General features: G+C 32.1%; 26 protein-coding genes. 13 read left to right on the forward strand and 13 right to left on the reverse strand.

Annotated features, from left to right (window positions below):
• Position 1 precedes the first annotated feature (1 nt).
• From coaE to IW18_RS15040, 6 genes are all read left to right on the forward strand, one after another.
• Positions 2-598 carry a dephospho-CoA kinase gene (gene coaE / locus IW18_RS15015; RefSeq protein ID WP_041518709.1) on the forward strand — a complete coding sequence of 199 codons (597 nt, stop codon included), beginning with the start codon at positions 2-4 and terminating at the stop codon, positions 596-598.
• A 59-nt stretch (positions 599-657) separates the two neighbouring features.
• The gene (locus IW18_RS15020; RefSeq protein WP_041518710.1) at positions 658-2,244 is read left to right on the forward strand and encodes a sensor histidine kinase; all 1,587 of its coding nucleotides are present in this window, start codon (positions 658-660) and stop codon (positions 2,242-2,244) included.
• A gap of 3 nt (positions 2,245-2,247) precedes the next feature.
• Positions 2,248-2,964 (forward strand): response regulator transcription factor, encoded by a 717-nt coding sequence (locus IW18_RS15025; protein ID WP_026985497.1) that lies wholly within the window; start codon positions 2,248-2,250, stop codon positions 2,962-2,964.
• 705 nt (positions 2,965-3,669) lie between these two features.
• Positions 3,670-5,061 carry an RtcB family protein gene (locus tag IW18_RS15030; protein ID WP_041518711.1) on the forward strand — a complete coding sequence of 464 codons (1,392 nt, stop codon included), beginning with the start codon at positions 3,670-3,672 and terminating at the stop codon, positions 5,059-5,061.
• Between the two features lie 11 nt (positions 5,062-5,072).
• Positions 5,073-5,762, forward strand: coding sequence for a peptide chain release factor H (gene prfH / locus IW18_RS15035; protein ID WP_041518712.1), 690 nt, complete (start codon positions 5,073-5,075; stop codon positions 5,760-5,762).
• Entirely contained in the window at positions 5,749-6,279 is a 531-nt protein-coding gene (locus tag IW18_RS15040; protein WP_041518713.1) for a hypothetical protein, read from the forward strand. Before prfH ends, IW18_RS15040 begins: the two co-directional genes overlap by 14 nt.
• Before the next feature lie 227 nt (positions 6,280-6,506).
• On the opposite strand, the gene IW18_RS15045 is transcribed toward IW18_RS15040, so the two are convergent.
• The 7 genes from IW18_RS15045 to IW18_RS15080 form a co-directional block, all read right to left on the reverse strand.
• A complete protein-coding gene (locus IW18_RS15045) occupies positions 6,507-7,253 on the reverse strand; it encodes an acyl-[acyl-carrier-protein] thioesterase (RefSeq protein ID WP_041518714.1) in 747 nt (248 codons plus the stop codon).
• Positions 7,254-7,540: 287 nt separating this feature from the next.
• Positions 7,541-8,455 (reverse strand): tRNA (adenosine(37)-N6)-dimethylallyltransferase MiaA, encoded by a 915-nt coding sequence (gene miaA / locus IW18_RS15055; protein ID WP_041518716.1) that lies wholly within the window; start codon positions 8,453-8,455, stop codon positions 7,541-7,543.
• Positions 8,456-8,611: 156 nt separating this feature from the next.
• Positions 8,612-9,448 carry an ion transporter gene (locus IW18_RS15060; protein WP_041518717.1) on the reverse strand — a complete coding sequence of 279 codons (837 nt, stop codon included), beginning with the start codon at positions 9,446-9,448 and terminating at the stop codon, positions 8,612-8,614.
• 30 nt (positions 9,449-9,478) lie between these two features.
• Entirely contained in the window at positions 9,479-10,840 is a 1,362-nt protein-coding gene (locus IW18_RS15065) for an exonuclease domain-containing protein (RefSeq protein ID WP_041518718.1), read from the reverse strand.
• A gap of 58 nt (positions 10,841-10,898) precedes the next feature.
• The gene (locus IW18_RS15070) at positions 10,899-11,558 is read right to left on the reverse strand and encodes a YggS family pyridoxal phosphate-dependent enzyme (RefSeq protein ID WP_041518719.1); all 660 of its coding nucleotides are present in this window, start codon (positions 11,556-11,558) and stop codon (positions 10,899-10,901) included.
• A 12-nt stretch (positions 11,559-11,570) separates the two neighbouring features.
• Positions 11,571-12,464: a 3-hydroxyacyl-CoA dehydrogenase family protein gene (locus IW18_RS15075; protein ID WP_041518720.1), complete on the reverse strand. Its 894-nt coding sequence runs from the start codon at positions 12,462-12,464 to the stop codon at positions 11,571-11,573.
• A gap of 90 nt (positions 12,465-12,554) precedes the next feature.
• The gene (locus IW18_RS15080; RefSeq protein WP_041518721.1) at positions 12,555-13,520 is read right to left on the reverse strand and encodes a Gfo/Idh/MocA family protein; all 966 of its coding nucleotides are present in this window, start codon (positions 13,518-13,520) and stop codon (positions 12,555-12,557) included.
• Between the two features lie 143 nt (positions 13,521-13,663).
• Here IW18_RS15080 and IW18_RS15085 point away from each other — a divergent pair, with 143 nt between their 5' ends.
• Positions 13,664-14,305, forward strand: a complete 642-nt coding sequence (locus tag IW18_RS15085) for a protein-L-isoaspartate(D-aspartate) O-methyltransferase (RefSeq protein ID WP_041518722.1) — start codon at positions 13,664-13,666, stop codon at positions 14,303-14,305.
• A gap of 27 nt (positions 14,306-14,332) precedes the next feature.
• Here IW18_RS15085 and IW18_RS15090 read toward each other — a convergent pair whose 3' ends face one another.
• The 3 genes from IW18_RS15090 to smpB all read right to left on the reverse strand — a co-directional run bounded on the left by IW18_RS15090 (position 14,333) and on the right by smpB (position 16,627).
• Positions 14,333-15,340, reverse strand: a complete 1,008-nt coding sequence (locus IW18_RS15090) for a helix-turn-helix domain-containing protein (protein WP_041518723.1) — start codon at positions 15,338-15,340, stop codon at positions 14,333-14,335.
• Positions 15,341-15,442: 102 nt separating this feature from the next.
• Positions 15,443-16,084, reverse strand: coding sequence for a DUF4136 domain-containing protein (locus tag IW18_RS15095; RefSeq protein ID WP_041518724.1), 642 nt, complete (start codon positions 16,082-16,084; stop codon positions 15,443-15,445).
• An 87-nt stretch (positions 16,085-16,171) separates the two neighbouring features.
• Positions 16,172-16,627 carry an SsrA-binding protein SmpB gene (smpB, locus tag IW18_RS15100; RefSeq protein WP_041518725.1) on the reverse strand — a complete coding sequence of 152 codons (456 nt, stop codon included), beginning with the start codon at positions 16,625-16,627 and terminating at the stop codon, positions 16,172-16,174.
• A gap of 140 nt (positions 16,628-16,767) precedes the next feature.
• Between smpB and IW18_RS15105 the strand changes: the two genes are divergently transcribed.
• Positions 16,768-17,406 carry an outer membrane beta-barrel protein gene (locus tag IW18_RS15105; protein ID WP_041518727.1) on the forward strand — a complete coding sequence of 213 codons (639 nt, stop codon included), beginning with the start codon at positions 16,768-16,770 and terminating at the stop codon, positions 17,404-17,406.
• Between the two features lie 101 nt (positions 17,407-17,507).
• Positions 17,508-17,735 carry a VF530 family protein gene (locus IW18_RS15110; protein WP_041518728.1) on the forward strand — a complete coding sequence of 76 codons (228 nt, stop codon included), beginning with the start codon at positions 17,508-17,510 and terminating at the stop codon, positions 17,733-17,735.
• On the opposite strand, the gene IW18_RS15115 is transcribed toward IW18_RS15110, so the two are convergent.
• From IW18_RS15115 to IW18_RS15125, 3 genes are all read right to left on the reverse strand, one after another.
• Positions 17,736-18,290 carry a DUF3575 domain-containing protein gene (locus tag IW18_RS15115; protein WP_041518729.1) on the reverse strand — a complete coding sequence of 185 codons (555 nt, stop codon included), beginning with the start codon at positions 18,288-18,290 and terminating at the stop codon, positions 17,736-17,738.
• Between the two features lie 136 nt (positions 18,291-18,426).
• Entirely contained in the window at positions 18,427-18,975 is a 549-nt protein-coding gene (locus tag IW18_RS15120; RefSeq protein WP_041518730.1) for a GNAT family N-acetyltransferase, read from the reverse strand.
• 9 nt (positions 18,976-18,984) lie between these two features.
• Positions 18,985-19,836, reverse strand: coding sequence for an aldose 1-epimerase family protein (locus IW18_RS15125; RefSeq protein ID WP_041518798.1), 852 nt, complete (start codon positions 19,834-19,836; stop codon positions 18,985-18,987).
• Between the two features lie 185 nt (positions 19,837-20,021).
• Between IW18_RS15125 and IW18_RS15130 the strand changes: the two genes are divergently transcribed.
• The 4 genes from IW18_RS15130 to argC all read left to right on the forward strand — a co-directional run bounded on the left by IW18_RS15130 (position 20,022) and on the right by argC (position 25,626).
• Positions 20,022-22,292 (forward strand): M1 family metallopeptidase, encoded by a 2,271-nt coding sequence (locus IW18_RS15130; protein ID WP_041518731.1) that lies wholly within the window; start codon positions 20,022-20,024, stop codon positions 22,290-22,292.
• Positions 22,293-22,759: 467 nt separating this feature from the next.
• Positions 22,760-23,398 (forward strand): GNAT family N-acetyltransferase, encoded by a 639-nt coding sequence (locus IW18_RS15135; RefSeq protein WP_041518732.1) that lies wholly within the window; start codon positions 22,760-22,762, stop codon positions 23,396-23,398.
• Positions 23,399-23,462: 64 nt separating this feature from the next.
• Complete coding sequence (locus IW18_RS15140; protein ID WP_041518733.1) at positions 23,463-24,656, forward strand: argininosuccinate synthase; 1,194 nt, start codon at positions 23,463-23,465, stop codon at positions 24,654-24,656.
• Positions 24,649-25,626, forward strand: a complete 978-nt coding sequence (argC, locus tag IW18_RS15145; RefSeq protein WP_041518734.1) for an N-acetyl-gamma-glutamyl-phosphate reductase — start codon at positions 24,649-24,651, stop codon at positions 25,624-25,626. Before IW18_RS15140 ends, argC begins: the two co-directional genes overlap by 8 nt.
• The last annotated feature ends 71 nt before the right edge of the window (positions 25,627-25,697 follow it).

Below are 25,697 nucleotides of genomic sequence, written 5' to 3' on the forward strand. Positions count from 1 at the left end.
TATGGTAAAAGTTATTGGCTTAACAGGTGGAATAGGAAGTGGAAAAACAACTATTGCGAACTATTTTAATGAATTGGGAGTTCCTGTTTATATTGCTGATGATGCAGGTAAGAAAGTAATGCAATTTGAAAGTGTTAAGACGCAAATTAAAACCACATTTGGAGATGCGCTTTTTGAGAATGAAATTTTAAATAGGGCAAAACTTGCCGAAATTGTTTTTAATAATGCAGATAAATTAGCGGAATTAAATGCTATAGTACATCCGGCAATTAAAAAAGATTTTGAATTATGGTTGCAAGAAAAAGCATCATTTCAATATGTAATTTACGAAGCAGCAATTTTATTTGAAAGTGGTCGTTATAAAGACTGCGATGTAATTATAACCGTTACGGCACCAGAAGAGATAAGAATTGAAAGAGTTGTAAAGCGAGATAATACCACACGAGAACAAGTTTTAAGCAGAATGAAAATGCAGTGGAATGACGAAAAACGAATTTCTCTAAGCAATTTTGTAATTAATAACAGTAATCTTAAAATTGCTAAAGAAGAAGTTGTTAAAATTCTTAAAATTTTAAATATAAAACAAAATCAGTCTTAAATGTTAATATTTGGTTAATGTATTATTTAGTATATTGTTAAAATATTAATTTTGTTTCGATGAATAAATTATTTTTTAGAATACTTGTTTTATTAATGAGTTTGTCCTTAATCGGGATAATTCTGGTTCAGGTATATTGGTTCAATTCTTCATTTAAGAATAACGATGAGCAGTTTAAATACCACGTTACACAAGTTATTGGGAATGTTGCCGATAAACTTGAACAACAAGAAGAGTACAGTTTTTACGACAAATATAACCGTATAAAAGATAGTACCGGAAAAACTCCAAAAAAAGAAGATTTGTTGCAAGTCTTTTATGTACAAAGAAATACAAAAACAAATAAAACTATAATCTATTCTAATACTCTTACATCTGAGGATTATGATATAAGTGGTTCACTTTTCAATAAAAAATTCAGTAGCGAAAGATTTAAAAATTTCAGTACCAAAAGAGTAACCGAAGTTTATAATAACAATCATTTAATTGATAATAATAGTTTAGGTCAAAGTATAATACCAGATCTAAAAATTGAAAAATCGGGAAGTTTAGATATCTTAAATAAAGTTCAACAGCAAATTCAGTATAAAGATATTGCATCGTTGACACCAATAGAAGGAAGAATAACGAAAGATAAACTTCAAAAGCTTTTAAAGAAAGAATTAGAAGAATATGGTGTAAATACCAAATTTGAGTTTGGAGTTCTTAGCAGTGGTCTTGCGACAAAAGTAAAATCTGATGGATTTCATTATGATAAAGATGCAAGTTATCATATTCCAATTTATACGGATAATGAAGGAAATAGCAAATATGAATTGTTTATTACGTTTCCACATAAAAAGAAATTTTTATTATCTGAATTGTTGAGTATTACAATACTCTCTATAATTTTTACATTGATTATTATAGTTGCTTACACAAGTGCATTAAATCAATTGTTGCGTCAGAAGCATATTTCTGAAATCAAAACAGATTTTATAAATAATATGACGCATGAATTTAAAACGCCAATCGCGACTATAAATTTAGCGTTAGACGCCATTAAGAATCCGAAGATTATTGAAGATAAAGAAAAAGTATTTCGATATCTGCAAATGATTAGAGATGAGAATAAAAGAATGCATGCGCAGGTTGAAAATGTTCTTCGTATTTCTAAATTAGAAAAAAGAGAATTAGATATTACAAAGGAACCAACTGCCATTCATGAAATAATTGACGATGCAATTGAGCACGTAAATTTAATTTTAGAAGACAGACAAGGAACAGTTGTAAAGCACTATAATGCGGCAAGAACAACTTGTTTAATTAATGAAGTGCATTTTACAAATGTGTTGGTTAATATTTTAGAAAATGCTATAAAATATTCACCGGATATTCCTGAAATTGAGATTTTTACAGAAAATGTCAAAGACATGATTCTGATAAAAGTTAAAGATAATGGTCTTGGTATGAGTAAAGTGGCTCAAAAAAGAGTTTTTGAAAAGTTTTACAGAGAACATACAGGAGATTTACATAACGTTAAAGGACACGGTTTAGGTCTTGCTTATGTAAAAAGAATAGTAGAAGATCACAATGGTCAAGTATATGTTGAAAGCGAAAAAGGAAAAGGTAGCACCTTTATAATAAAAATACCATTAATAAATTAAAATATGGAAAATAATAACAAAAGAATACTTTTAGTAGAAGATGACCTTAATTTTGGGGCAGTTCTTAAAGATTATCTAATGTTAAATGACTTTGAAGTTACTTTAGCTAAAAACGGTATGGAAGGTTTCGAGAAATTCAAGAAAGATGTATATGATTTATGTATTCTTGACGTAATGATGCCTTATAAAGATGGTTATACTTTAGCGAAAGAAATTAGAGAAAAAAACAGTGAAGTGCCAATTATCTTCTTAACAGCTAAGTCTATGAAAGAAGATGTATTAAAAGGATACAAAGCTGGAGCTGATGATTACTTAAATAAACCTTTTGATTCAGAAGTTTTATTAATGAAAATCAAAGCTATCATTCAAAGAAAATCTGCGGATACAAAAGCAGAGCAAGTTCAGTTTGAGTTTAACATTGGTAAATTTCATTTGAACTCTAAATTAAGATTCTTAACGTTCGAAAATGACGAACCAATAAAACTATCTCCAAAAGAGAATGAATTGCTTAAAATGTTGATTCTTCATGAAAATGATTTAATGCCAAGAGAATTAGCATTGACAAAAATCTGGAGAGATGATAACTATTTCACTTCAAGAAGTATGGATGTTTACATCGCTAAGCTTAGAAAATATCTAAAAGCTGACGAAGATGTTGAAATTCTTAACATTCACGGTGAAGGTTTTAGATTAGTTGTTAAAAGCAAAGTAACAGAATAAAACAAGCAAAATTCACAAAAACAAAAGCATAAAAAAAGCTCTGAGAAATCAGAGCTTTTTTTTATGCTTAGATCGTAAACTTTGTTATTTAGACCGAAGAGAAAAATCAAACTAGAAACTCTGTATAGATCAATGTCAATCTTTAGTGAATTACTTATGGGATTTTTCCCTTCGGTCTAAATGACACAGCAGAAGAAAAAAAATAGAATTTAGTTTTTTAACAGCGAAATTTTAGTTTTCCAGATTTTATTTTTATTGACTTTATGTGTTTGGTTGTTAAGTTTTTAGTTGTGTTTTTTTAAGCCTTTAGAATATAAATATTATTTTTTAAACGGATTTTTCTTAAAATAAATTTGGAAAATCAAAAAACTATTCTGAATATTTGCAGACGAAAAAATAATAACCCTTTAATAACGAAGAAAAATGTTTGTACTTACATCGACATCACAAAGCTTCACACCAAATGGATTTGGTGCAGCGCTTCTTCGTGGCTTATTTCAATCTTAGAAATACATTTTTAGATATATAAAAAAGCCCGAAGACATTTAGTTTCGGGCTTTTTTTATTCTAGACACTTCAAATTTTCCCGAATAACAGTTCAATTATTGATCCTAAAGGATAAAAGATCGCGTACACTAATATTTTTCAAATCATTAAGTTTTGAAGAATGTTTGTTTGCAAAACAACAAGAATATTAAAAAAATTATGGGAAATAAATTATCTGGAAAAGACCTGATTAAATTAGGCTTTCCAAAAAACAATTCAATAAATATTGCTTTAGGGCAAATAAACAGATATAGAAAAAGAGAGAAAAAAGAATCCATTCTAACAGAGGCAAAAGACGTTTTACTTCATCCTGAAAAGTTCGAAGGACATGGAACTTGGGGGAAAGTTGCCGAGAGTCTAATTAAGCCAGTACAAGTAAGAATGCATGAGCTTAAAACAACAAGAGTTCCGTTTACCATTTTTGGTGAAAATGAAATCGATGAACAAGCTAAATTTCAGTTGTATGATTCTTTAAAATTACCAATTTCAGTTGCCGGAGCTTTAATGCCAGATGCACATTCAGGTTATGGATTACCAATTGGTGGAGTTTTAGCAACAGATAATGCGGTCATTCCGTATGGAGTTGGAGTAGATATTGGCTGTCGAATGAGTTTGTCAATTTTTGATTTGCCGGCGTCACACTTTAAAGGAAAAGAACACCAATTGCAGGCGATTTTAAAAGACAATACAAAATTTGGGATGAATGAAACACACGCTATAAAAGCAGATCATGAAGTTTTTTACAAAAGCGAATTTCAGGATATTCCATTGTTAAAAAATCTTTTGCCTAAAGCCTATAAACAATTAGGGAGTTCTGGCGGAGGAAATCATTTTGTAGAATTTGGGATTGCCAAAATTGATAATCCAGAGAACGAATGGAAGTTGGGTGTTGGAGAATACTTTGCAGTTTTATCGCACAGCGGATCTCGTGGTTTGGGGGCAAACATTGCCAAACATTATACGTATTTGGCAACAAAGCAATGTCCGCTTCCCAAAAATGTGCAGCATTTGGCTTGGTTAGATCTCAACACGCACGATGGACAGGAATATTGGTTAGCAATGAATTTGGCCGGAGAATACGCTAAAGCGTGTCACGATGATATTCATAGACGAATTGCCAAAGCGATAGGAAAAAGAGTTGTGGTTACGATTGAAAATCACCACAATTTTGCATGGAAAGAAATGGTAAACGGGCAAGAATGTATTGTGCACAGGAAAGGTGCAACTCCTGCCGCTGTAGGTCAATTGGGCATTATTCCGGGTTCTATGACAGCGCCGGGATATATTGTAAAAGGAAAAGGAAATGTGGAGAGTTTAAACTCAGCTTCGCATGGAGCAGGACGTTTGTTTTCGAGAGCAAAATGCAAAGCTACTTTTACTCAAAGTGAGATTAAAAAAGTACTACAAGCTAATGATGTAACATTAATTGGCGGAAATATTGACGAAGCACCAATGGCTTACAAAGACATTGCAAAAGTGATGGGGAATCAAAGTGAGTTGGTTGAAGTTTTGGGAACTTTTACACCAAAAATCGTTAGAATGGATCGATAAGGTAATTAAAAATGGAAAAAATAATTCAGATAACAGCGGGTCGCGGACCTGCAGAATGCACTTGGGTTGTCGCCCAAGTGCTTAAAAAAGTTTTGGACGAAGCGCAAGAGAAAGGTTTGGAAACTATTTTGCTTCAAAGAGAAGTTGGTCAGGAAAATGGAACTGTTGAAACCGCAACTATCGCAGTAAAAGGACAAAATGTATTGCCATTTGTGAATTCTTGGGTAGGAACAATTCAATGGATTGGTCAAAGTCAGTTTAGGAAAATGAACAAACGCAAGAATTGGTTTATTGGCATTTTTGAAATTGAGCCACAAAAAAATGCATCGATCTCAGAAAATGATATTCAATATCAAGCTATGCGAAGTTCTGGTGCTGGAGGGCAACATGTCAATAAAGTGAGTTCGGCTATAAGAGCAACTCATATTCCAACCGGAATTGCTGTTGTATCGATGGACAGCAGATCGCAGCACCAAAACAAGAAACTGGCAACAGAAAGATTATTAAAAAAATTGGAAGACGAAACTTTGCAAGAACTAAAGAATCATGTTGGAAAACAATGGGAAAATCAACTGAATATTCAGCGTGGAAATCCTGTTAGAGTTTTTACTGGTTCTGACTTTAAAAAGAATATAGTAGAGAAAAGTTACAAAGAAACGCGTCAGAAATTAAAAAACGATTTACGAAATGAAAACAATTGATAAATACCTTTTTCAGGCTTTGGATAATTATCCATACTCGCTTGAAGAAACGATAGAATCTTTAGATTATGCTTTTTCTTATGATGCCAAAAATACTATGGTTTTATGTTTGTACGGTAGAATTCAGGCTGAACAATTATTGAATTATGAGGAGGCAAAGCATTATTTTCAAGAAGCCTTGGCTATTAATATTCATGCGCTTGAAGTTTATCCTCATTATTTGCAAACTTTAATAGTTAACGAAGATTACGACGAAGCACAAAGACTTATTGATTTTGCCTTAACGATAAAAGGAATAAATAAGTCTGATATTTATGTTAAGAAATCTATTCTTTGCGAAGCACAACAACAATTTGAAGAGGCATTAGCAGCAATTAAAAAGGCAAAGCTTTCTACTTTACAATTTCCTTTTGAATTTGATATTACTGAAGTCGAGAAAAGAATTCAGGGTAAAATTGATTTACTCAAAAATAAGAAACAGAAATCGAAAAAAGATTCAAAAAAGAAATCAAAGTGATTTTGATAGAAAGTAAAAACGATGCGAAATTGCATCGTTTTTTTTTTTTTTTAAGCAAGAAGAAATACACAAAGCTTGTCATTTCGACTTAAGGAGAAATCTGCGTAAGTAACTCCGCATCGAAAGTCCAATCTTTGCAGAGTTTCTTGTGGAGATTTCTCCTTAAGTCGAAATGACAAGATTGTGGTAATATTGCGAGCAAAAGAAATATTAGTTATTAATTTCGATTATTTCCAGTGCAGTTCTAAAGCAAAGCAAGTTTTCTCTTCTTTTGTTATGCTGAAGGTTGCTGTTGTATGATCGTCGTCTTCGCTTTCATGAATTACGACATTGTCTTGTAATGAAAGTTCTTTCATGAAATTCATTTCGAAGCTTTTTACTTCTTGTTTTAGAATTCTTTTTGGGTCAACGTGATCTAAGCACCATTCGAGATATTTAACGTTATTAACATGGTTTACAATATCTAAATCTGATAAATAAACCGTTTTTTCAAAAACAGCTTCTTTTTCGTGGTTGATGTTTATTTTAGAAAATCCTTCAGTAGTTGCTCTTTTTTCTGGAAATAATTCAAAGTGTTCAAATGGTAAAGCCAAAGCTTCGGGTCTACGCAATTGAGTGTTAAATACTGCCCAATAGGTTTCGCATCCTACAATTTTCTTTCCATTTACATGCATTTCTAAAGCACGAACTGAACGGGAATTTTCTAAACTATTGATCCACGTTTTTACAGTTACAACGTCTTGCCATTTTGGTAAAGCGCTGATTTCAACACGCATTCGGCTTAAAACCCATGCCTGATGAAATTCTTGCATGTCATAAAAACTGATACCGCCAACTTCTGAATGTGCGGCTGCTGTTAATTGTAAAATATTACATAAGTCTGTATATTTTAAAAAACCAGTTGGAGTACATTGTGTAAAATTGATTTCCCAGTCTTTACTTAAAACCGAAGTGAAATTAGGAGATATTGGCATTTGTGAATTTTAGATTTAAGATTGTTGATTTTTTTTTAGAGAATAGAAGAAAGATGAAAGAAAATAAATATTAGTTTTTGGATTTTTTGAAATATGCTGTTATTATTTTTGAACTAATGAAAATGAAAATAAATACAGTTATTCCAAAAAAAATAAATTCTGTTGTGTTTAGATTTTTAAAATGTGGCTTTTCAATTTTCTCTTTTAATACTATTGAAAAAGTGAAAGTTAAAACTACTGTACAAAATACAAAGAAAATGTTTCCTAAGAGTTTTAAATTTTTCATTCTAGTATATTTCTATATAATCTATAATTTCTTTTCGATCTGTGGCGTAATCAAACCATTTCGTGTTTTCGTTTCGTTTAAACCAAGTTAATTGCCTTTTAGAAAATCGTCTCGTGTTTTTCTTGATTTCTTCTATTGCAAAAGGCAAAGTGAAATCTCCCTCAAAATAACTGAATAATTCTCTATAACCAACGGTTTGTAGCGCATTTAACGCTTTATTAGGATATAATGCTTTTGCTTCTTCTAGTAATCCTTCGTTCATCATGATATCAACACGTTGGTTGATTCGATTGTAAATTATTGGCCTGTTGGCATCTAAACCAATTAAAATTGGAGTGAAGTCCCGATTGTTTTTCTTTTGATTTAAAAATGAAGAATATGGCTTTTGTGTGCCGATACAAACTTCTACAAAGCGCATCATTCGTTGTGGGTTTTGCAATGTTTGCGGATTTTCGGCTGTTATTTTTTGATAATAATCTGGATCTAGATTTAGTAATTGTTCTTGTAGATAATTAATTCCAAGTTTTTCGTAGTTAGAATTTACTTCTACACGAACTTCTGGATTAATTTCAGGAAATTCATCAAAACCTTTTAAAATTGCATCAACGTACAATCCTGAACCGCCAATAAGAATTACATAATCGCTGGTTTCAAACAATTCGTCGATTTTTTTTAGTGCTTCTTTTTCGTAGTCTCCAACAGTGTAGTTTTCGAAAATTGATTTATTTTGGATAAAATGGTGTTTGGCTGCTTGTAATTCTTCTTGATTAGGAACTGCTGTGCCTATTGTCATTTCTTTAAAAAACTGACGACTGTCGCAAGAAATTATCTCACATTTAAAATGTTGTGCCAAAGCAATGCTTAAGGCTGTTTTGCCTATGGCTGTTGGCCCGACGATGGTAATTAAGTGTTTCATAGTTTTTAGCCCAGATGGAAATGGAAACCCCGGACTTATATTTGTTAGTTTTTTTGGTGTAAAAGAGCGACTATAGAAGCTCCTTTTATGCCTTAAAAAAACAACAAAGATAAGGAGGAGTTGAAATGTACAGCTGGAAATCGCTCCTTAAATTAATTATTTTGGCAATTTAGTTCCGCACTCATAACAATATTGTGCATTGTCAAAGTGTACTTGTGAATTACATCTTCGACACGTTTTTTTTGTGCTAACTGAATTGTTTTTTAGACTACTTTTTGCAAATTCGGCTGTTACTATCCCGGTAGGAACGGCTATTATTCCGTAACCTAAGATCATAACAAATGCGGCAATGAATTGTCCTAGAGGTGTTTGTGGGGATATGTCTCCATAACCAACAGTTGTTAAAGTTACAATTGTCCAGTAAATCGACATTGGGATACTGGTAAATCCAGATTCTTTACCCTCAACTAAATACATTACCGAACCAATTATAATGGTGCTGATGAGGACAAAATAAATAAAAACAAGGATTTTTTCTTTACTCGCATCGATAGCCTCACGTAGTTGCACGGACTGATGAGAAATTTGTGGAATATGCAATATTTTGAATAATCTAAAGAAGCGTAATGCTCTTACAACAGAAAGTACACTTGCTCCTGGAAAAAATATCGATAAATACATTGGTAATACAGCAAGTAGGTCGATAATGCCATAAAAACTGAAAGCGTATTTTACTGGTTTTTGAATCGAAATGATACGTAGGATGTATTCTATTGTGAAGAATATTGTGATGATCCATTCGCAGATAATAAGTTGGTTGTGGTATTTTTGGTTGATACCCTGAACGGTTTCCATCATTATCAATAGAACGCTCAGTAAAATTAAACCAAGAAGTACTAAATCGAACATTCTTCCTAAAATGGTATTTGTGCCATATAGAATGATTCTGATTTTTTCTCTGAAGATTTCGTATTTAGATTTTGATTTTTTCATATCAGCGAAGATAATGAAAGTTTTGTTGTGTTAAAAATGTAGTATTTTTAGCGATTTTGTTTTTCGGATGTAATTTTGAATAATATTTTTTACATCACGATTGTTTTGCATCGGAATTAGGATGTTTCTTAGGATTTCGATATTGTTAATTTGATAGTTCAAATCGTAATAGGCATATCCTTTGTAAATTCCGTTTTCGATTAATATTGCGCTTCTCTCGTTTACATTTCGACCTCTGTCGAGTAAAATCATGCTTTTGTTTTCGAAACTGTTTTCAGAAATAAATTGCTGAACGCGTGCGTTGTAAATTTCAGGGCTGATTTCGCCAATACAAGCTCCGTCACATTCTTTTATTTTATATTGAAAACATTCTTTTTTAGTTTGATATAAACCTGTCAATTTTTGACATAAATGGTATTTTGCGGTGAACTTGAATAATGCATTTTTTCCTTCTTGTAAAGTTGCAAATGAAGTAATTTCTTTTTTTCGTCCATCGGCCTTTTCAAGTTTGAGATTGATGTAGCCATTTGCATCTTTTTCAGAGTATAATGCGTAAAGAAAGATTGTTTTTCGCTGTGAGCGATTGTATCTTGGTCTGTTTATTTTTATTTCTTCACTTTCCTTTAGCAACGCAATAAGTTCGCTTCCGGTTTCATCGTAAGTTATTGTGAAAACTTCGGCTTGTATTTTTTTGCTTTTAGTGGTAATTCCAGTAAAATGCTGATTGATTCTTTTTTTTATATTTTGACTTTTACCAATATAAATGAGAGTTCCACCTTCATTATAAATGTAATAAACACCAGTTTTTGCAGGCATTTGTTGCAATAAATCCTGAAGTTTTGGTGCAATCCCTTTTTCGATTTCGAGTTTTATAAAGTCCTTTACAATCGTTTTTTCAAGGTCTTTCTCTAATAGCATTTTAAACAACTTTGTAGTTGCCATAGCGTCTCCGCTTGCGCGATGTCTATCTGCCATTGGAATGCCTAGGGCACGTACCAATTTTCCTAAACTGTAAGATGGTTGTTCTGGAATCAGTTTTTTTGCCAATTCAACTGTACAAAGTGTTCTGGCTTCAAAATTATAACCTAAACGTCTAAATTCTGTACGTAGAATTCTATAGTCAAAAGAGGCATTATGCGCTACAATAATGCAATCTGAGGTAATTTCTATAATTCGCTTTGCTACTTCAAAAAATTTGGGAGCAGTTTGTAGCATAGCGTTATTTATTCCGGTTAGCTTTACTACGAAAGGCTGAATCGGAATTTCAGGATTAACAAGGCTAATGAATTGGTCAACTACTTCATGTCCATCAAATTTATAAATGGCTATTTCAGTAATTCCTTCTTCATTAAACTGGCCTCCAGTGGTTTCTATGTCTAGTATTGCGTACAAATTTAGTCTTCAGTCTCGGTATTTAGTAATCAGTTTAAATCTTAAATCTACAATTATTTTATCGTCCTCCAAAGATGCTGCTTCCAATGCGTACCATTGTACTTCCGCATTCTATGGCAAGCTTGTAATCGCCCGACATTCCCATCGAAATGGTATTTAAGTTGCAGTTTTCGGTTTCAAGTTTTTGAATTGAATCAAAAATCGTTTTTAAATGTGTAAATTCTTTTTTTATTTGGTTTTGATCTTCTGTAAATGTTGCCATTCCCATCAGTCCTAAAATACGAATATTTTTCATCTCTTTAAAATCGGATGAAGAAATAAGTGCATTTAATTCATTTTCGTCTAAACCAAATTTTGTTTCTTCTTCAGCGATGTGCATTTGAAGCAGGCAATCAATAACTCTATTGTTTTTTAAAGCTTGTTTATTAATCTCCTGTAATAATTTTAAACTGTCAACTCCATGAATTAAGCTTACAAAAGGTGCCATGAATTTGACTTTGTTCGACTGAACATGACCAATCATGTGCCATTGAATATCTTTTGGCATTTGTTCCCATTTTTCAGTCATTTCTTGGATTTTGTTTTCTCCAAAAATACGTTGACCAGCTTCGTAGGCTTGTATTAAGTCTGAAACGGGTTTGGTTTTAGAAACCGCAACTAATGTTACATGTTCAGGTAAACTTGCTTTAATAGTATTTAAATTCGATTGAATCGACATGATATTTCTTTTTTATGAAAGAATAAATTGCTTCGAAATTTTTTCTGCTTTTTTACTTTCGCTATAATCATAAAAACCTTCTCCAGATTTCACTCCTAATTTTCCTGCTCTAACCATATTTACTAATAATGGGCAAGGCGCATATTTAGGATTCTTGAAACCTTCGTACATTACATTTAAAATGGCAAGACAAACATCAAGCCCAATAAAATCAGCCAATTGAAGTGGTCCCATAGGGTGTCCCATTCCTAATTTCATTACGGTATCAATTTCGTAAACTCCAGCCACTTTATTGTATAATGTTTCGATGGCTTCGTTTAGCATTGGCATCAAAATTCTATTGGCAACAAACCCTGGATAATCGTTAACTTCAACTGGAGTTTTTCCTAGTTTTTCAGATAAATCCATGATAATCTTAGTGACTTCATCGCTGGTATTGTAACCACGAATAATTTCCACTAATTTCATAATTGGCACCGGATTCATAAAATGCATTCCGATAACTCTTTCAGGATGTGAAACAACTGCTCCAATTTGTGTAATAGATATTGAAGAAGTATTGGTTGCCAAAATTGTATTATGAGAACATGCTTCGTTTAATTGCTTGAAAATATTTAGTTTTAATTCTACATTTTCTGTTGCGGCTTCAACTACTAAATCAACTCCAACTACACCATCTTTAATATCAGTATACGTAATAATATTGGTAATAGTTTTGGCAACTTCTTCTTGAGTAATTGTTCCTTTAGATAACATTCGATCTAGATTGGCAGCAATAGTTGCCATTCCTTTGTCCAATGATTTTTCAGAAACATCAATTAGTTTTACAACAAAACCACTTTGTGCAAAAGTATGAGCAATTCCGTTACCCATTGTTCCTGCACCAATTACAGCTATAGTTTTCATTTTATATTGGTATTATATTTATAATTTAGCCACGAATTCACCAATTAATTCGTGAATTCGTGGCTAATTTTTATTTTTAAAATATTTCAATTATTTGTCGAAACAATCGATGATCTGATAAGCAACTCTTAAAGCGTCTGTTGCTTGTTCAAGTGTTACCACTGGAGTTGTATCTGTTTTTATTGCATTTGCAAATGACTCTAATTCATCTAGAATTGCATTGTTTTGCTCGACATCAGGATTGGTAAAATAAATTTGCTTTTTTACGCCTTCGGCATTTTGCAAAATCATATCAAAATCACCAGGAGTTTCTGGAGCATCTTTCATACGAACTACTTCACATTTTTTTTCTAAAAAGTCAACTGATATGTAAGCATCTTTTTGGAAAAAACGTGTTTTACGCATATTTTTCATCGAAATTCTGCTTGCTGTAAGGTTAGCAACGCATCCATTTTCGAATTCGATTCGGGCGTTGGCAATATCTGGTGTTTCACTTATAACAGAAACTCCGCTTGCATGAATATCTTTTACTTTTGAATGTACAACGCTTAAAATTGCATCAATATCGTGAATCATTAAATCTAAAACGACAGGAACATCTGTACCACGTGGATTAAATTCGGCCAAACGATGTGTTTCGATAAACATTGGATTTTCGATCATGTTTTTTGTAGCAATAAACGCTGGATTAAAGCGCTCAACATGACCAACCTGACCTTTTACGTTGTATTCTTTTGCTAAAGCGATAATTTCTTCAGCTTCTTCAACGGTATTGGCAATTGGTTTTTCTATAAAAATGTGTTTTCCTGATTTGATAGCCACTTTAGCACATTTATAGTGCGAAAGGGTTGGTGTTACAATATCGATTACATCAACAGCGTGGATTAATTTTGCAATAGTGCTGAAGTTTTTATAGCCAAACTCTTTTGAAATTCTTTCGGCATTTTCTTGATTTTCGTCGTAAAATCCAACTAATTCATATTTGTCAGATTGTTGTAATAAACGTAAATGTATTTTACCAAGATGACCAGCACCTAAAACTCCTACTTTTAACATGAGAATGTATTTTAAACAAAAATATAATTTATTTGTTGAAAGTAAAAACGAATGCAATAAAGATTTAGCGATTTAATAATTAAAAATCAATATTTGATTTACTGTTTTGTTTCTTATTTTTGCCGAAATAAAACCTACTCATTTTGAAAGATACTGCCAAACATCAAGGACTTCGTAATCAATTAGTAAGCACTTTAGAACAAAAAGGAATTACTGATAGAGCGGTCTTGGATGCGATAAAAAAAATCCCAAGACACCTTTTTTTGAATTCAAGTTTTGAAGATTATGCTTATCAGGATAAGGCTTTTCCTATAGGCGCTGGTCAAACCATCTCACAGCCGTACACCGTTGCATTTCAATCGCAATTATTAGAAGTTAAAAAAGAACATAAAATTCTTGAAATTGGTACCGGTTCTGGGTATCAAACTGCTGTTTTATGCATGTTGGGCGCTAAAGTCTTTAGTGTGGAAAGACAAAATGAATTGTTTAAAACAACTTCAAATTTGTTTCCAAAATTAAATATCCGACCTAAACATCTCTCTTTTGGTGATGGTTATAAAGGGTTACCAAGTTACGCACCGTTTGATAGTATTATTGTAACGGCAGGCGCGCCATTTATTCCGCAGCCTTTAATGGCTCAGTTAAAAATAGGAGGAAGGCTTGTTATTCCACTTGGTGAAGATGTACAGATTATGACATTATTGATTCGTAAAAACGAAACACAATTCGAGAAACATGAGTTTGGAGAATTTAGATTTGTTCCGTTATTAGAAGATAAAAATTAATAAAAAAGCCCATTTAGTTGGGCTTTTTTATTTTGAAACCAGTTCGATTGCCCGAATTAAATTTTCCTTTTCTATTCGAAGTATATAATTTATAAAAAAGGATTTGTCGTTTTTATTCTGGCATTCTTCAAGAACTTCCAGATATTCATTTATGTCGCTTTCGTTTCCTTGAATTGTAGCGAAAACGTAACTGTTTTGAAGTAAAATCCAATTCATTAATAGATTAGCAATTTGCACGTTTCCGTTTTCAAATGGGCTAATTGTCATGATTTTTAAATGTGCTTCTGATGCTAAAAGTATTGGATGTAAATTGTTTTTATTGGCTTCATACCAGTTAAAAAACAAATTCATTTCGCGAATAATCAAAGGGTCATTTTTATATTTTCCTGAATTTTCGGGTTTTATTCCTCTAAGTATTAAAGTATGAATCAATAAGAATTCTTTTTCTGTAACTGGTACTTTTTTCTGATTTAAGTCTTTAATGTAACCAATTGCTTCCTGAAGATTTACGGCTTCAAGATGTTCGTGCATACTTTTTCCAGAAATTGTTAATCCTTCATTAATTACTGATTTTGTTTCTTGAAATGTTAAAGAGTTTCCGTTTAAACGGTTGCTTTCTGAAATGAATTCCAGTTCTAAAATTTTTGATATTCGATGCAAATCAAAATGTTGAAAGGATATTATTTGTTTTTTTAACGTTTCGATTTCATCCAAAATAACTTGCAGGCTCGATAGAACAGCCGAATTTATTATTTTTTTGTTATTCTGTATTTCCTGTTCAACTAAAAGTAAAGCTTTCAATGCAAATTCTTCTTCGCCAATTTCGTACATGATTTTTTCTTTTAACCATGCAATCATTATGGTTTCGAAGTCTATTTCTAAAAGCTGGGAAAGTCTAGAAATTTGATCTTTTGTTGGTCTTCTGGTTCCAGATTCAAACTTGCTGATTAATGCCTGATCGATACTTAGAATTTGTGCTACTTCTCGGGTTTTTAGACCTTTTTGTTCTCGGGCGTTTTTAAGAAGTGATTTCATTTAGGTAATTGTTCCGTATTGTCTTGACTAAATTAGTCATAATATTATCGAAGAAAAAAGCAATATCAATGAGATATTGCTTTTTCTAAATTTTTTATTTTTTTATTTTGGAGGAAGAGAACCGTCTTTTCTCATTTCTTTAATTACAGCTTCCATAATTGCATCTACAGTTGAGCCTAAATCATTAACATATTCAGATTTTGTAGTTCCTGTCCAAATTAATTTATTTTCTTTTAATGAAAAGATATTGGTTTCTACCATATAAGAAGTTGTTTCTTGGTAATATCCCGGATCGTAAAAGTATGGAGAATACATTCCGTACCAATTTCCAAAACCATAACCGTACATTCCTGCATACAAGCCATCAAATCCACCATAGTACATTCCGGTGTAAGTTCCGGGAACATAGTTTGTTTCTTTTTCTTTACTTACTAATCGCAGTGTAATTACTCCATCAAAATTCTCATCTTGCAATATTTTTAATTTTTGCTCCTGAGTAAGTTGTTTTGTAGTTTCATTTAAATATTGGTACGAAGTTTTAAAAATAGGATTACTGGCAGCAATTCTATTTTCGGCAGTTCTTCTGGACGCTTCATCTTTTACCAAAGCAACAACCAAAACTTTCTTGAAGTGTTCCTGAGCGACCGTTATATTAGGATCTCTCCAGCTATTTACAATAGAAGTGTTACTGCCACAACCTGAAAGTGCTAGAACGGCGATAAATAAAATTAAGTACTTTTTCATATTTTAAAGTTAAATTATTTGTAGTAAAAATAACAATAAAAGTTTAATAAATACTTCTTTAGTAGAAAATTAGAAAGATATAATTTTTTAGTTATAAGCTTTTTTAATTCGATCTAAATCACGTTTAGTATCCTGTTCTTTTAAAGATTCGCGTTTATCGTAGTTTTTCTTTCCTTTACAAAGACCGATTTGAAGCTTTGCAAGACCTTTTTCGTTGGTAAATAATTTTAAAGGAACAATTGTAAGTCCTTTTGCCTGAACACTTTTATGAAGTGATTTTAATTCCTTTTTGTTTAAAAGTAATTTTCTTTCACTTCTGGATTTATGATTAAACTGATTCCCAAAGGCATACTCCTCGATATAAGTATTTATAGCAAAAAGTTCAAGGTTATTAAATTCACAAAAACTCTCCGTAATATTAGCTTTTCCTAATCGTATTGATTTGATTTCGGTTCCTGTTAATACAATTCCAGCAGTGTAAGTGTCGATTATCTCATAATCAAATCGAGCTCTTTTATTAAGTATATTGACTGTTTTTAACATAGGTGCAAATGTAAACAAAATTGAAAAACTTTGACGCAATCAAAGATAATTAAAGATTTATTTTAATCTATGATTTTAATCATTTTTGCACATAAACCTTACCACTAAGTTTGTTAAATAATTCAAAACAAATTTAAGTAATGAGAAAAATTTTAACATTAGTAAGTATTGCATTAATTGGTTTAACTGCAAAAGCTCAAGATTCAAATCAAGGATTAAAAGGTGCTTGGTTTGCAACATCACAATTTGGTTATCAACAAACAAAAACAGGAGATGTAAAAAACACAAGTTTATCTGTTTTGCCAATTGTTGGAACATTTGTAACACCATCGGTTGCTGTGGGTGCCGGTATTGGTTATATTAATATTAAAGCCGATTCGAAAGCAGGAACTGCAGCAAACACAGATTTAATTGTTATTCAGCCATTGGCAAGAAAATATTGGAATGTGGCTGGTTCTTTGTATTTCTTTGGTCAGTTAGCATTACCTGTTATTACTGGAAAAGAGAAAGAAAGTGAATTAAAAGTTAGTCAGGTGGGCTTGTCTCTATCAGGGGGATTTGATTATTTTGTTACTAAGAATTTCTCAGTAGAGTTTTCTTATGACTTAGCTAATTTTACTTCTACTACATTGGATCCTAAAAATGGAGAAAAAACTACTGTAACTAATTTTGGATTAGCACATGTAGCAAATATTGAATCGTTTTATAATGGAGCTTTAGGCGGAAGTAATCCAAATTTAACATCACCACTTTCTGTTGGATTTAAATTCATATTCTAATTTAGTCAGGTGAATTAGATTTCATTTTACTAATTTTGTAAAAAAGAAAGACCGTACTTTCAAAAAAGTACGGTCTTTTTAATATTTATAAAAAAAATAAAATGCAAAATCAATCAAAAGACCCTTTACACGGTCTTACACTTCAAAAAATAGTAGAGGCATTAGTAGATCATTATGGTTTTGATACTTTGGCAGTATTAATTCCTGTAAAATGTTTTACTTCAAACCCAAGTGTGAAATCTAGTTTAACGTTTTTAAGAAAAACGGATTGGGCGCGCAAAAAGGTTGAAGATTTATATGTAAAATCGCTACCTAAATTTGCAAAATAATTACAGTTTATAAGAAATCATGACGCCACCTCGGTACGGAAGCCATTCACCGCTTTTGTTCCAGTTAGGTGCTTTTTCATATCTTCCTGGTGTTCCATCATTATAGTAGCCATGATAGAATCCTTGATGCCATCCACCTCCAGCAAAAACATCTAATAAGAATTTATCATTCAATTTTATATTGTATCCAACTGTAACACCTAAACGGTAACCAAAACCATGTTCGTACTGATTTGTACCCCAATAATTCCATTTTTGTATTTTGTAAACGTCAGGTCCGGCATTACCTCCAACATAAAATCCATTATATTTTTCTTTAAAATGGTAACGCACTTCAGGAGTTAAAGTATAAAATTCCATAGGGTTATGACCGTCAAAAGACTGCCAAAAAGATGCCATTACATCTACGCTAAAAGTAAGTTTTTCACCAATGCTCGTTTCGATACCTACATTTGGTATTGCAAGTAATGCTGTTGCTGCATTAAATTTAACGAAAGTCTGACTTTGAGATTGAATCGAAAAGAAAAGAACTGTAATTATAAAAATCTTTTTCATGAATAGGGGTTTCGTGGTATTAGAATAAAGTTGTAGTACTTAATTCGCGTGCAAATATAACGTAAACCAGTAATTACTATTGTTTAATAACTTTATTTTAACAAGAAGTATTTTTTGAGATTGATGTTTGTTTTGGTTATTTGTTTAATAATGAGTAAACTACATTGTCAAGGAAGCGTCCTTCATAAAATTCAGATTCTTTAAAATGTGCTTCTTTAACAAAACCACATTTTTGTAGTACTTTTTCTGATGCAAAATTTTCAGGATCAATTACTGCTTCAATTGAGTGAAGTTTTAAATCATTAAAACCATAAGTAATCAAACGATTTACAGCTTCTGGAACGATTCCTTTTCCGTGAAATTCGGGTAATAATATATATCCGATCTCAGCACGATAATTTTGAGGCTGCATTCTATAAAAGCCTATTATACCAAGTAACTTTGGATTGTCTTTTAGCGAAATCCCCCAATTGATTCCAATATTTGTGACTATTTTGTCTTCAATCATTGCAATGTGTTCCAATGCATCATCGGAGTTTTTTACTAATGGACGAGGTATATACTTCATTGTTTCCGGATTCGAACGTAGTTCAAAAACTTCATTTACATCATCGTTTGTTATTCTTCTTAAAACCAAACGATCTGTTTCTATAGTTGGGAATGGAGTGAAATTAAATTCTAGCATTTTCTTGAATTATAATATTTTGATACTAAATTTAGAGTTGAAGATTTGATTTGAATTTAAAACAAGAATACCTTCTTTTTCAAATAAATCGCCTGAGTTTTCGGCTGTGTCGGAGTAGCCTAGCCAAGGTTCAATACAAATAAACGGAGCCTGATCTTTTGTCCAAAGTCCAAGACTCGGAAAATCTTCAAAATCAACTTTAATATAAGGTTTAGAATTCTCCAGAATTGTTAATGATTTTGATTCTAGTGTTTTAAAAATCAAAGCGTCATTTTCGAACAATTTATAGTTTAAAGGAACTTTATTATCAGTGGATTCTAAAACTTTGGTATTATTGGAAATTAGATCATTTTCTAAAAGATAATACTTTAGTGTTTCTTTTTTTTCAAATTCAAAAGCATAGTTTTCAAAATTTTCATGTAAAGCAATTGCCGGATGAGCTCCAATTGAAAAAGGCATTTTGTCTGAACTTTTATTGATGACTTTATATTGAATATCTAATGCCGATTCGTTTAAAGTATAAATAAGTTGTAATTCAAATTCAAAAGGATATTTTTTTAAAGTTTCTTCATTAGATTGCAATGAGAAAGTCGCGCTATTTTCAGTTTTGTCAATTAATTGAAATTCCATATCACGAGCAAAACCATGTCTTGGTAATTGGTATTCTTTTCCATTAACCGTATAAGTATTGTTCTTTAAAGTTCCAACAATCGGAAAAAGAATAGGAGAGTGTTTCCCCCAAAAATCAGGATTGCCTTCCCAAATGTATTCCTTATTTTGATTGTCTTTTAATGAAGTTAACTCGGCTCCAGAATGTTTTATAGTTGCTTTTAGCGTTGAATTTGAAATAGTTGTGTTCAAAATATTAATATTGAAAAGGATTAGTTTTATACTGATGTAAATATATTTTATAAATTTTAGTTTTTTAGGAAAATAGCTTAAAATATTTTTTTGATAAAATTTTGCTAAATTTGAATTTATCATTCAAGTTTTCTCTGTAAATAGCTTTTTTTTTCATTAATTTGCTACATAAACAGCTAAAAAATATGAAAATAAAATCTACAAAAGCCTTATTAACCATGGCTTTATTTGTTGGAATTTCTTCTGTTTGGGCGCAACAAACGCCTGCGACAACAGCAGTAAATCCAGTTAATAATTATAATTATCATGATGCGTTTGCGCCAAATTTTTATACAAAAAATGGAACACCAACACGTTCTGCAAGCGGGCAGCCCGGAGTTGAATACTGGCAAAACAGAGCAGATTATCAAATAACTGCAAAATTAAATGCAACTACAAATGAAATTGTTGGTACAGACGAGATTACATATACTAATAATAGTCCGGATAAATTATCATTTGTTTGGTTGAATTTAGATCAGAATTTATTCAAAGAAGATTCAAGAGGAAATGCAGTTGTGCCTTTAGCAGGAAGTCGTAACGGTGCACAAGGTCAGGTTTTTGATGGAGGAAATAAAATCAAATCTGTTAAAGTAACTACAGGAGGAAAGAAGCCAACAACAGTTGAAGCAAAATATGTAATTACAGACACCAGAATGCAAATATTTCTTCCTGAAGCATTAGCATCAAAAGGTGGAGCGGTAAAAATAAAAATAGAGTTTTCATTCATTGCTCCTTTTGAAGGGTCAGACAGAATGGGAGTTTTAGAAACCAAAAACGGTAAAATTTTCACCATTGCACAATGGTATCCACGTATGTGTGTGTATGATGATGTAAGAGGTTGGAATACTGCGCCTTATTTAGGAGCTTCTGAATTTTATTTGGAATACGGTAACTTCGATGTAAAACTTACTGTACCAGCAAATCATTATGTTGTAGGTTCGGGAGAATTATTAAATGGTGCCGAAGTATTGCCTGCTGAACAATTTAAGCGTTATAAAGAAGCTTCTCAAAGCGATAAAATAGTTATGATTCGTTCTGCAGAAGAAGTTGCTGCTACGGCAAATGCAAATGCTTCGGGAGTTAAAACGTGGCATTATCAAATAAAAAATGCTCGTGATTTTTCTTGGGCATCTTCACCGGCTTTTGTTTTAGACGGGGCAAAGATTAATTTACCAAGTGGTAAAAAATCATTAGCATTATCTGCTTATCCAGTTGAAAGTGCTGGAAAAGATGCATACGGACGTTCTACTGAATATGTAAAAGCGGCAATTGAAAACTATTCTAAAAGATGGTTTGAATATCCTTATCCAGCAGCAACAAATGTTGCAGGAAATGAAGGAGGAATGGAATATCCGGGAATTGTTTTTTGCAGCTGGGAATCAAAAGGACAAGATTTATGGGGAGTTACAGATCACGAGTTTGGACACATTTGGTTTCCAATGATCGTTGGTTCAAACGAAAGATTGTTTGCTTGGATGGATGAAGGATTCAATACTTTTATTAATTCATTGAGTACAGCAGAATTTAATAATGGTGAATATAAAGAAGAGCCTACAGATTTGCATAAAGCTGCTGAATCATTTACCAGAGCTGATCTAGAAACTATTATGAGTTCTCCAGATAACATGAAAGAGGCTAATATTGGTATGTTGTGTTATTTTAAACCAAGTTCAGGATTAATTATTTTGAGAGAGCAGATATTAGGAAAAGAACGTTTTGATACCGCTTTCCGCACTTATATTGAGCGTTGGGCTTATAAACACCCGCAACCAGATGACTTTTTTAGATCTATGGAAAATGTAGCCGGCGAAGATTTAAGCTGGTTTTGGAGAAGTTGGTATGTAAACAACTGGAGATTTGATCAAGGTATAAATTCAATTAAATATGTAAAAAACGATCCTTCAAAAGGAGTTGTTATTACGGTAGAGAATTTTGATAAAATGCCAATGCCAATTATTTTAGATGTTAAAACAAAAAGCGGAAAAGTTTCAAGGGTAAAACTTCCTGTGGAAATTTGGCAAAGAAACAATGTGTGGTCTTTCAAACATGATTCTACCGAAGAGATTGAAAGTATAACACTTGATCCAGACCACGTTTTCCCAGACAATAATTCAGCAAATAATGTGTGGACCGCGGGAAACGGTAAAATAGAAAAGGATGTAGTTTTAGATCCATATTTAGGAACTTTTACTACGACAAAAGCACCTCTGAAAATTGATTTTACAGAGAAAAACAGTACGTTGTATGCTGAAATTACAAATTTTCCTAAGTTTTCGGTTGTTCCTGTTGCCAATGAAAAAGATACATTTCAGTCAACAAGTGCTGGAGTAAAATTTAAATTTAACGAAGCAAAAACAGGTTTAGATATGATTATTTTAGGAAATGGAGATACAATTCCGTTTACGAGAAAATAAAAAATATAATAGTAATGTGTTTAGAACCCGATAGTTATTTTTAGCTATCGGGTTTTTTATTGCTCAAAAATAACATTTCATTAAAAAAATGTTAGAATTTTAATTTTTTGCCTTGCGAATTAAAAAATAGTGTACTTTTGCACCAATGAATAAAATAAGTTTACATATAACTTCTTTGTCACGGACAAACTCACCTGTAACTTCTCCCGAAGTACGGATACTATCTCTATAGTATTCACAGAGTTTTTCGCCGCGTATTTATTTATATTCATTTTTCATTTTGAAATCACATAATTTGTCCATTGGACAAACATATCCTAAAAGTATATATTATTTTTTGAATTTTCTAAATCAAGTTTTTGATTTTGAGAATGTTACTTCTATTATGTCTATTTTTGTGGGATTGATTTCTGGATTTCAAACTAAACAATACGTTTTAATTTTTAACTCTAACTTCAACTATTGAAATGAAAATCTCTATTGTTGTTACTCAGGAAGAACACTTCAAATTCGCACAGGAAATTTGCGATACGATAGAATCATCTGCCTTGTTAAGAGGCACAGGGATTGCTAAAAGAACTCCTGAATACATTCAGAAAAAAATGTCGAACGGTGATGCGATGATTGCTTTAGCAGATGGAAAATTTGCAGGTTTTTGTTATATCGAAAGTTGGCAGCACGGTAAATTCGTAGCACATTCTGGTTTAATTGTACATCCGGATTATAGAAGTTTAGGTTTGGCAAAAAAAATCAAATCAAAAGTCTTTGATTATTCTCTACAAAGATATCCAGATGCCAAAATATTTGGTATTACAACTGGTTTGGCTGTAATGAAAATCAACTCTGATTTGGGTTACAAACCAGTTCCTTTTTCTGAACTTACTACAGATCCAAGTTTTTGGGCAGGCTGTAAAACCTGTACTAATTATGAAATTCTAAAAAGCAAAGAAAACAAAATGTGTCTTTGTACCGGAATGTTATACGACCCGAAAGAAAAACAAAAAGATCCGCCAAAACATCCTTTTAACGAAGTTGTTTTGAACAGATTAAGAAAAATTAAACAAGCATTATTCTTAAATAAATTACTATCTGTTTTTTTATCGTAAGAATAAATTAAAAAAGAAATCTCAAACTTGCTACATACGAAAGTATGAGCCTAAATTATAAAAAATGAAAAAAGTTGTATTAGCTTATAGTGGAGGATTAGATACCTCGTATTGTTTGAAATATTTAAAAAATGAAAAAGGATACGAAGTTCACACCGTACTAGTAGATACAGGAGGATTTGATGCTGACGAATTATCGGCAATCGAAAAAAGAGCCTACGAATTAGGAAGCGCGCAACACGCCAACCTAACAATCGTAGATAAATATTATGATAAAGCTATAAAATATTTGATTTTTGGTAACGTATTAAAAAACAATACATATCCATTATCAGTTAGTGCAGAACGTGTTTTTCAGGCAATTGAAGCAATTAAATATGCTAAAAAAGTAGGAGCAAGCGCGATCGCACACGGAAGTACAGGTGCAGGAAATGATCAAATTCGTTTTGATTTAATTTTCCAAACCATTGCTCCGGAAATTGAAATTATTACTCCAATTAGAGATTTAAAACTTTCAAGACAAGAAGAAGTAGATTATTTAGCTCAAAATGGAGTTCACTATTCTTGGGAAAAAGCGCAATATTCTATTAACAAAGGGCTTTGGGGAACAAGTGTTGGAGGAAAAGAAACTTTAACATCAAGCCAACCATTACCAAGCGAAGCTTATCCTTCGCAATTGCAAAAAGAAGGCGAAGAAAAAGTGACTTTACATTTTGAACAAGGAGAATTAGTTGGAATAAATGGAAAAACAGATAAACCATCTAATAATATTGTAGCACTTGAAAAGCTAGCAAATGCTTATGCAATTGGTAGAGATATTCACGTAGGTGATACAATTATTGGAATTAAAGGAAGAGTTGGTTTTGAGGCGGCTGCACCATTAATTATAATCAAAGCACACCATTTATTAGAGAAACATACACTTGGTAAATGGCAACAATACTGGAAAGAACAACTAGGAAACTGGTACGGAATGTTATTTCACGAAGGTCAGTTTTTAGACCCAGTAATGAGAAACATTGAAACGTTCTTACAAGACACACAAAAAACAGTAAATGGTGTTGTAACCGTTTCTCTAAAACCATATCATTTTTCGCTTGACGGAATTGAATCTGCTAATGATTTAATGAATACAGGTTTTGGTCAATACGGCGAAATGAACAATGCTTGGACATCTGATGATGCAAAAGGATTTATTAAAATTCTTGGAAATGCACAAAACATATTTTCATCTGTAAATCATTTAGATCATGATTAATGTCGGAATAATTGGTGGTTCGGGCTACACGGCCGGAGAACTTATCAGAATCTTGATGTATCATCCCAATGTAAACATCGATTTTGTTTACAGTACAACAAATGCTGGGAAACCACTTTCTGTGGCACACCATGATTTGATGGGAGATATCGAGATGAACTTTACAGATGTTGTAAATCCGAACGTAAATGTTGTTTTTTTATGTCTGGGTCACGGAAAATCGATTTCATTTTTGAAAGAGAATCAGTTTGCTAGTCATACTAAGATCATCGATTTAGGAAATGATTTTAGATTGAACAAAGATGCTCATTTTGACGGAAAAGATTTTGTTTATGGTTTACCAGAACTAAATAAAACAGAAATCAAAAAGGCAAATTACATTGCAAATCCAGGTTGTTTTGCGACAGCAATTCAATTAGCATTATTGCCTTTGGCAAAACATGATTTGTTGAATAACGATGTTCATATTAATGCAACAACCGGAAGTACCGGAGCAGGAGTTGGACTTTCTGAAACTTCACATTTTAGTTGGAGAAATAACAATATGTCGCATTACAAAGCTTTTGAACACCAGCATTTGGGTGAAATTTCAGAAAGTTTAGTGCAATTGCAAGATGATTTTGAAAGCGAATTGCTTTTCATCCCAAATAGAGGAGATTTTCCAAGAGGGATTTTCGCAACATTATATACAATTTCGGACGAAAGTTTGGAGCAAACCGTTGCAAAATACGAAGAGTTTTATAAAAATGAGCCTTTTGTAACCGTTACAACGACAAACATCAATATGAAACAAGTCGTTCAAACCAACAAATGTATCATTAGTTTATTGAAAAAAGGAAACCGGATTTTGATCACTTCAATCATTGACAACTTAACCAAAGGTGCTTCAGGACAAGCAATTCAAAACATGAATTTAATGTTCGGATTAGAAGAAAGTACAGGTTTACATTTGAAACCAAGCGGATTTTAAATTGTTGTCAAAACGGTTAATCGTTTATTCGATTAATCGATTAAAGAAATCAACGGTTAAACAATTAAACA

This window comes from Flavobacterium hibernum (assembly GCF_000832125.1).
Taxonomy (GTDB): Bacteria; Bacteroidota; Bacteroidia; order Flavobacteriales; family Flavobacteriaceae; genus Flavobacterium; species Flavobacterium hibernum.

Excerpts from the sequence above, each read along its gene's own strand:
- smpB (WP_041518725.1), bottom strand. The coding sequence starts at position 16,627 with ATGTTAAAAACAGTCAATATACTTAATAAAAGAGCTCGATTTGATTAT.
- miaA (WP_041518716.1), bottom strand. The coding sequence starts at position 8,455 with ATGAAACACTTAATTACCATCGTCGGGCCAACAGCCATAGGCAAAACA.
- IW18_RS15080 (WP_041518721.1), bottom strand. The coding sequence starts at position 13,520 with ATGTTAAAAGTAGGAGTTTTAGGTGCTGGTCATCTTGGTAAAATACAT.
- IW18_RS15060 (WP_041518717.1), bottom strand. The coding sequence starts at position 9,448 with ATGAAAAAATCAAAATCTAAATACGAAATCTTCAGAGAAAAAATCAGA.
- IW18_RS15110 (WP_041518728.1), top strand. The coding sequence starts at position 17,508 with ATGCAAAATCAATCAAAAGACCCTTTACACGGTCTTACACTTCAAAAA.
- IW18_RS15040 (WP_041518713.1), top strand. The coding sequence starts at position 5,749 with ATGAAAACAATTGATAAATACCTTTTTCAGGCTTTGGATAATTATCCA.
- IW18_RS15095 (WP_041518724.1), bottom strand. The coding sequence starts at position 16,084 with ATGAAAAAGTACTTAATTTTATTTATCGCCGTTCTAGCACTTTCAGGT.
- IW18_RS15075 (WP_041518720.1), bottom strand. The coding sequence starts at position 12,464 with ATGAAAACTATAGCTGTAATTGGTGCAGGAACAATGGGTAACGGAATT.
- prfH (WP_041518712.1), top strand. The coding sequence starts at position 5,073 with ATGGAAAAAATAATTCAGATAACAGCGGGTCGCGGACCTGCAGAATGC.
- IW18_RS15105 (WP_041518727.1), top strand. The coding sequence starts at position 16,768 with ATGAGAAAAATTTTAACATTAGTAAGTATTGCATTAATTGGTTTAACT.
- IW18_RS15090 (WP_041518723.1), bottom strand. The coding sequence starts at position 15,340 with ATGAAATCACTTCTTAAAAACGCCCGAGAACAAAAAGGTCTAAAAACC.
- IW18_RS15135 (WP_041518732.1), top strand. The coding sequence starts at position 22,760 with ATGAAAATCTCTATTGTTGTTACTCAGGAAGAACACTTCAAATTCGCA.
- IW18_RS15030 (WP_041518711.1), top strand. The coding sequence starts at position 3,670 with ATGGGAAATAAATTATCTGGAAAAGACCTGATTAAATTAGGCTTTCCA.
- IW18_RS15020 (WP_041518710.1), top strand. The coding sequence starts at position 658 with ATGAATAAATTATTTTTTAGAATACTTGTTTTATTAATGAGTTTGTCC.
- IW18_RS15115 (WP_041518729.1), bottom strand. The coding sequence starts at position 18,290 with ATGAAAAAGATTTTTATAATTACAGTTCTTTTCTTTTCGATTCAATCT.
- IW18_RS15045 (WP_041518714.1), bottom strand. The coding sequence starts at position 7,253 with ATGCCAATATCTCCTAATTTCACTTCGGTTTTAAGTAAAGACTGGGAA.
- argC (WP_041518734.1), top strand. The coding sequence starts at position 24,649 with ATGATTAATGTCGGAATAATTGGTGGTTCGGGCTACACGGCCGGAGAA.
- coaE (WP_041518709.1), top strand. The coding sequence starts at position 2 with ATGGTAAAAGTTATTGGCTTAACAGGTGGAATAGGAAGTGGAAAAACA.
- IW18_RS15140 (WP_041518733.1), top strand. The coding sequence starts at position 23,463 with ATGAAAAAAGTTGTATTAGCTTATAGTGGAGGATTAGATACCTCGTAT.
- IW18_RS15025 (WP_026985497.1), top strand. The coding sequence starts at position 2,248 with ATGGAAAATAATAACAAAAGAATACTTTTAGTAGAAGATGACCTTAAT.
- IW18_RS15070 (WP_041518719.1), bottom strand. The coding sequence starts at position 11,558 with ATGTCGATTCAATCGAATTTAAATACTATTAAAGCAAGTTTACCTGAA.
- IW18_RS15120 (WP_041518730.1), bottom strand. The coding sequence starts at position 18,975 with ATGCTAGAATTTAATTTCACTCCATTCCCAACTATAGAAACAGATCGT.
- IW18_RS15130 (WP_041518731.1), top strand. The coding sequence starts at position 20,022 with ATGAAAATAAAATCTACAAAAGCCTTATTAACCATGGCTTTATTTGTT.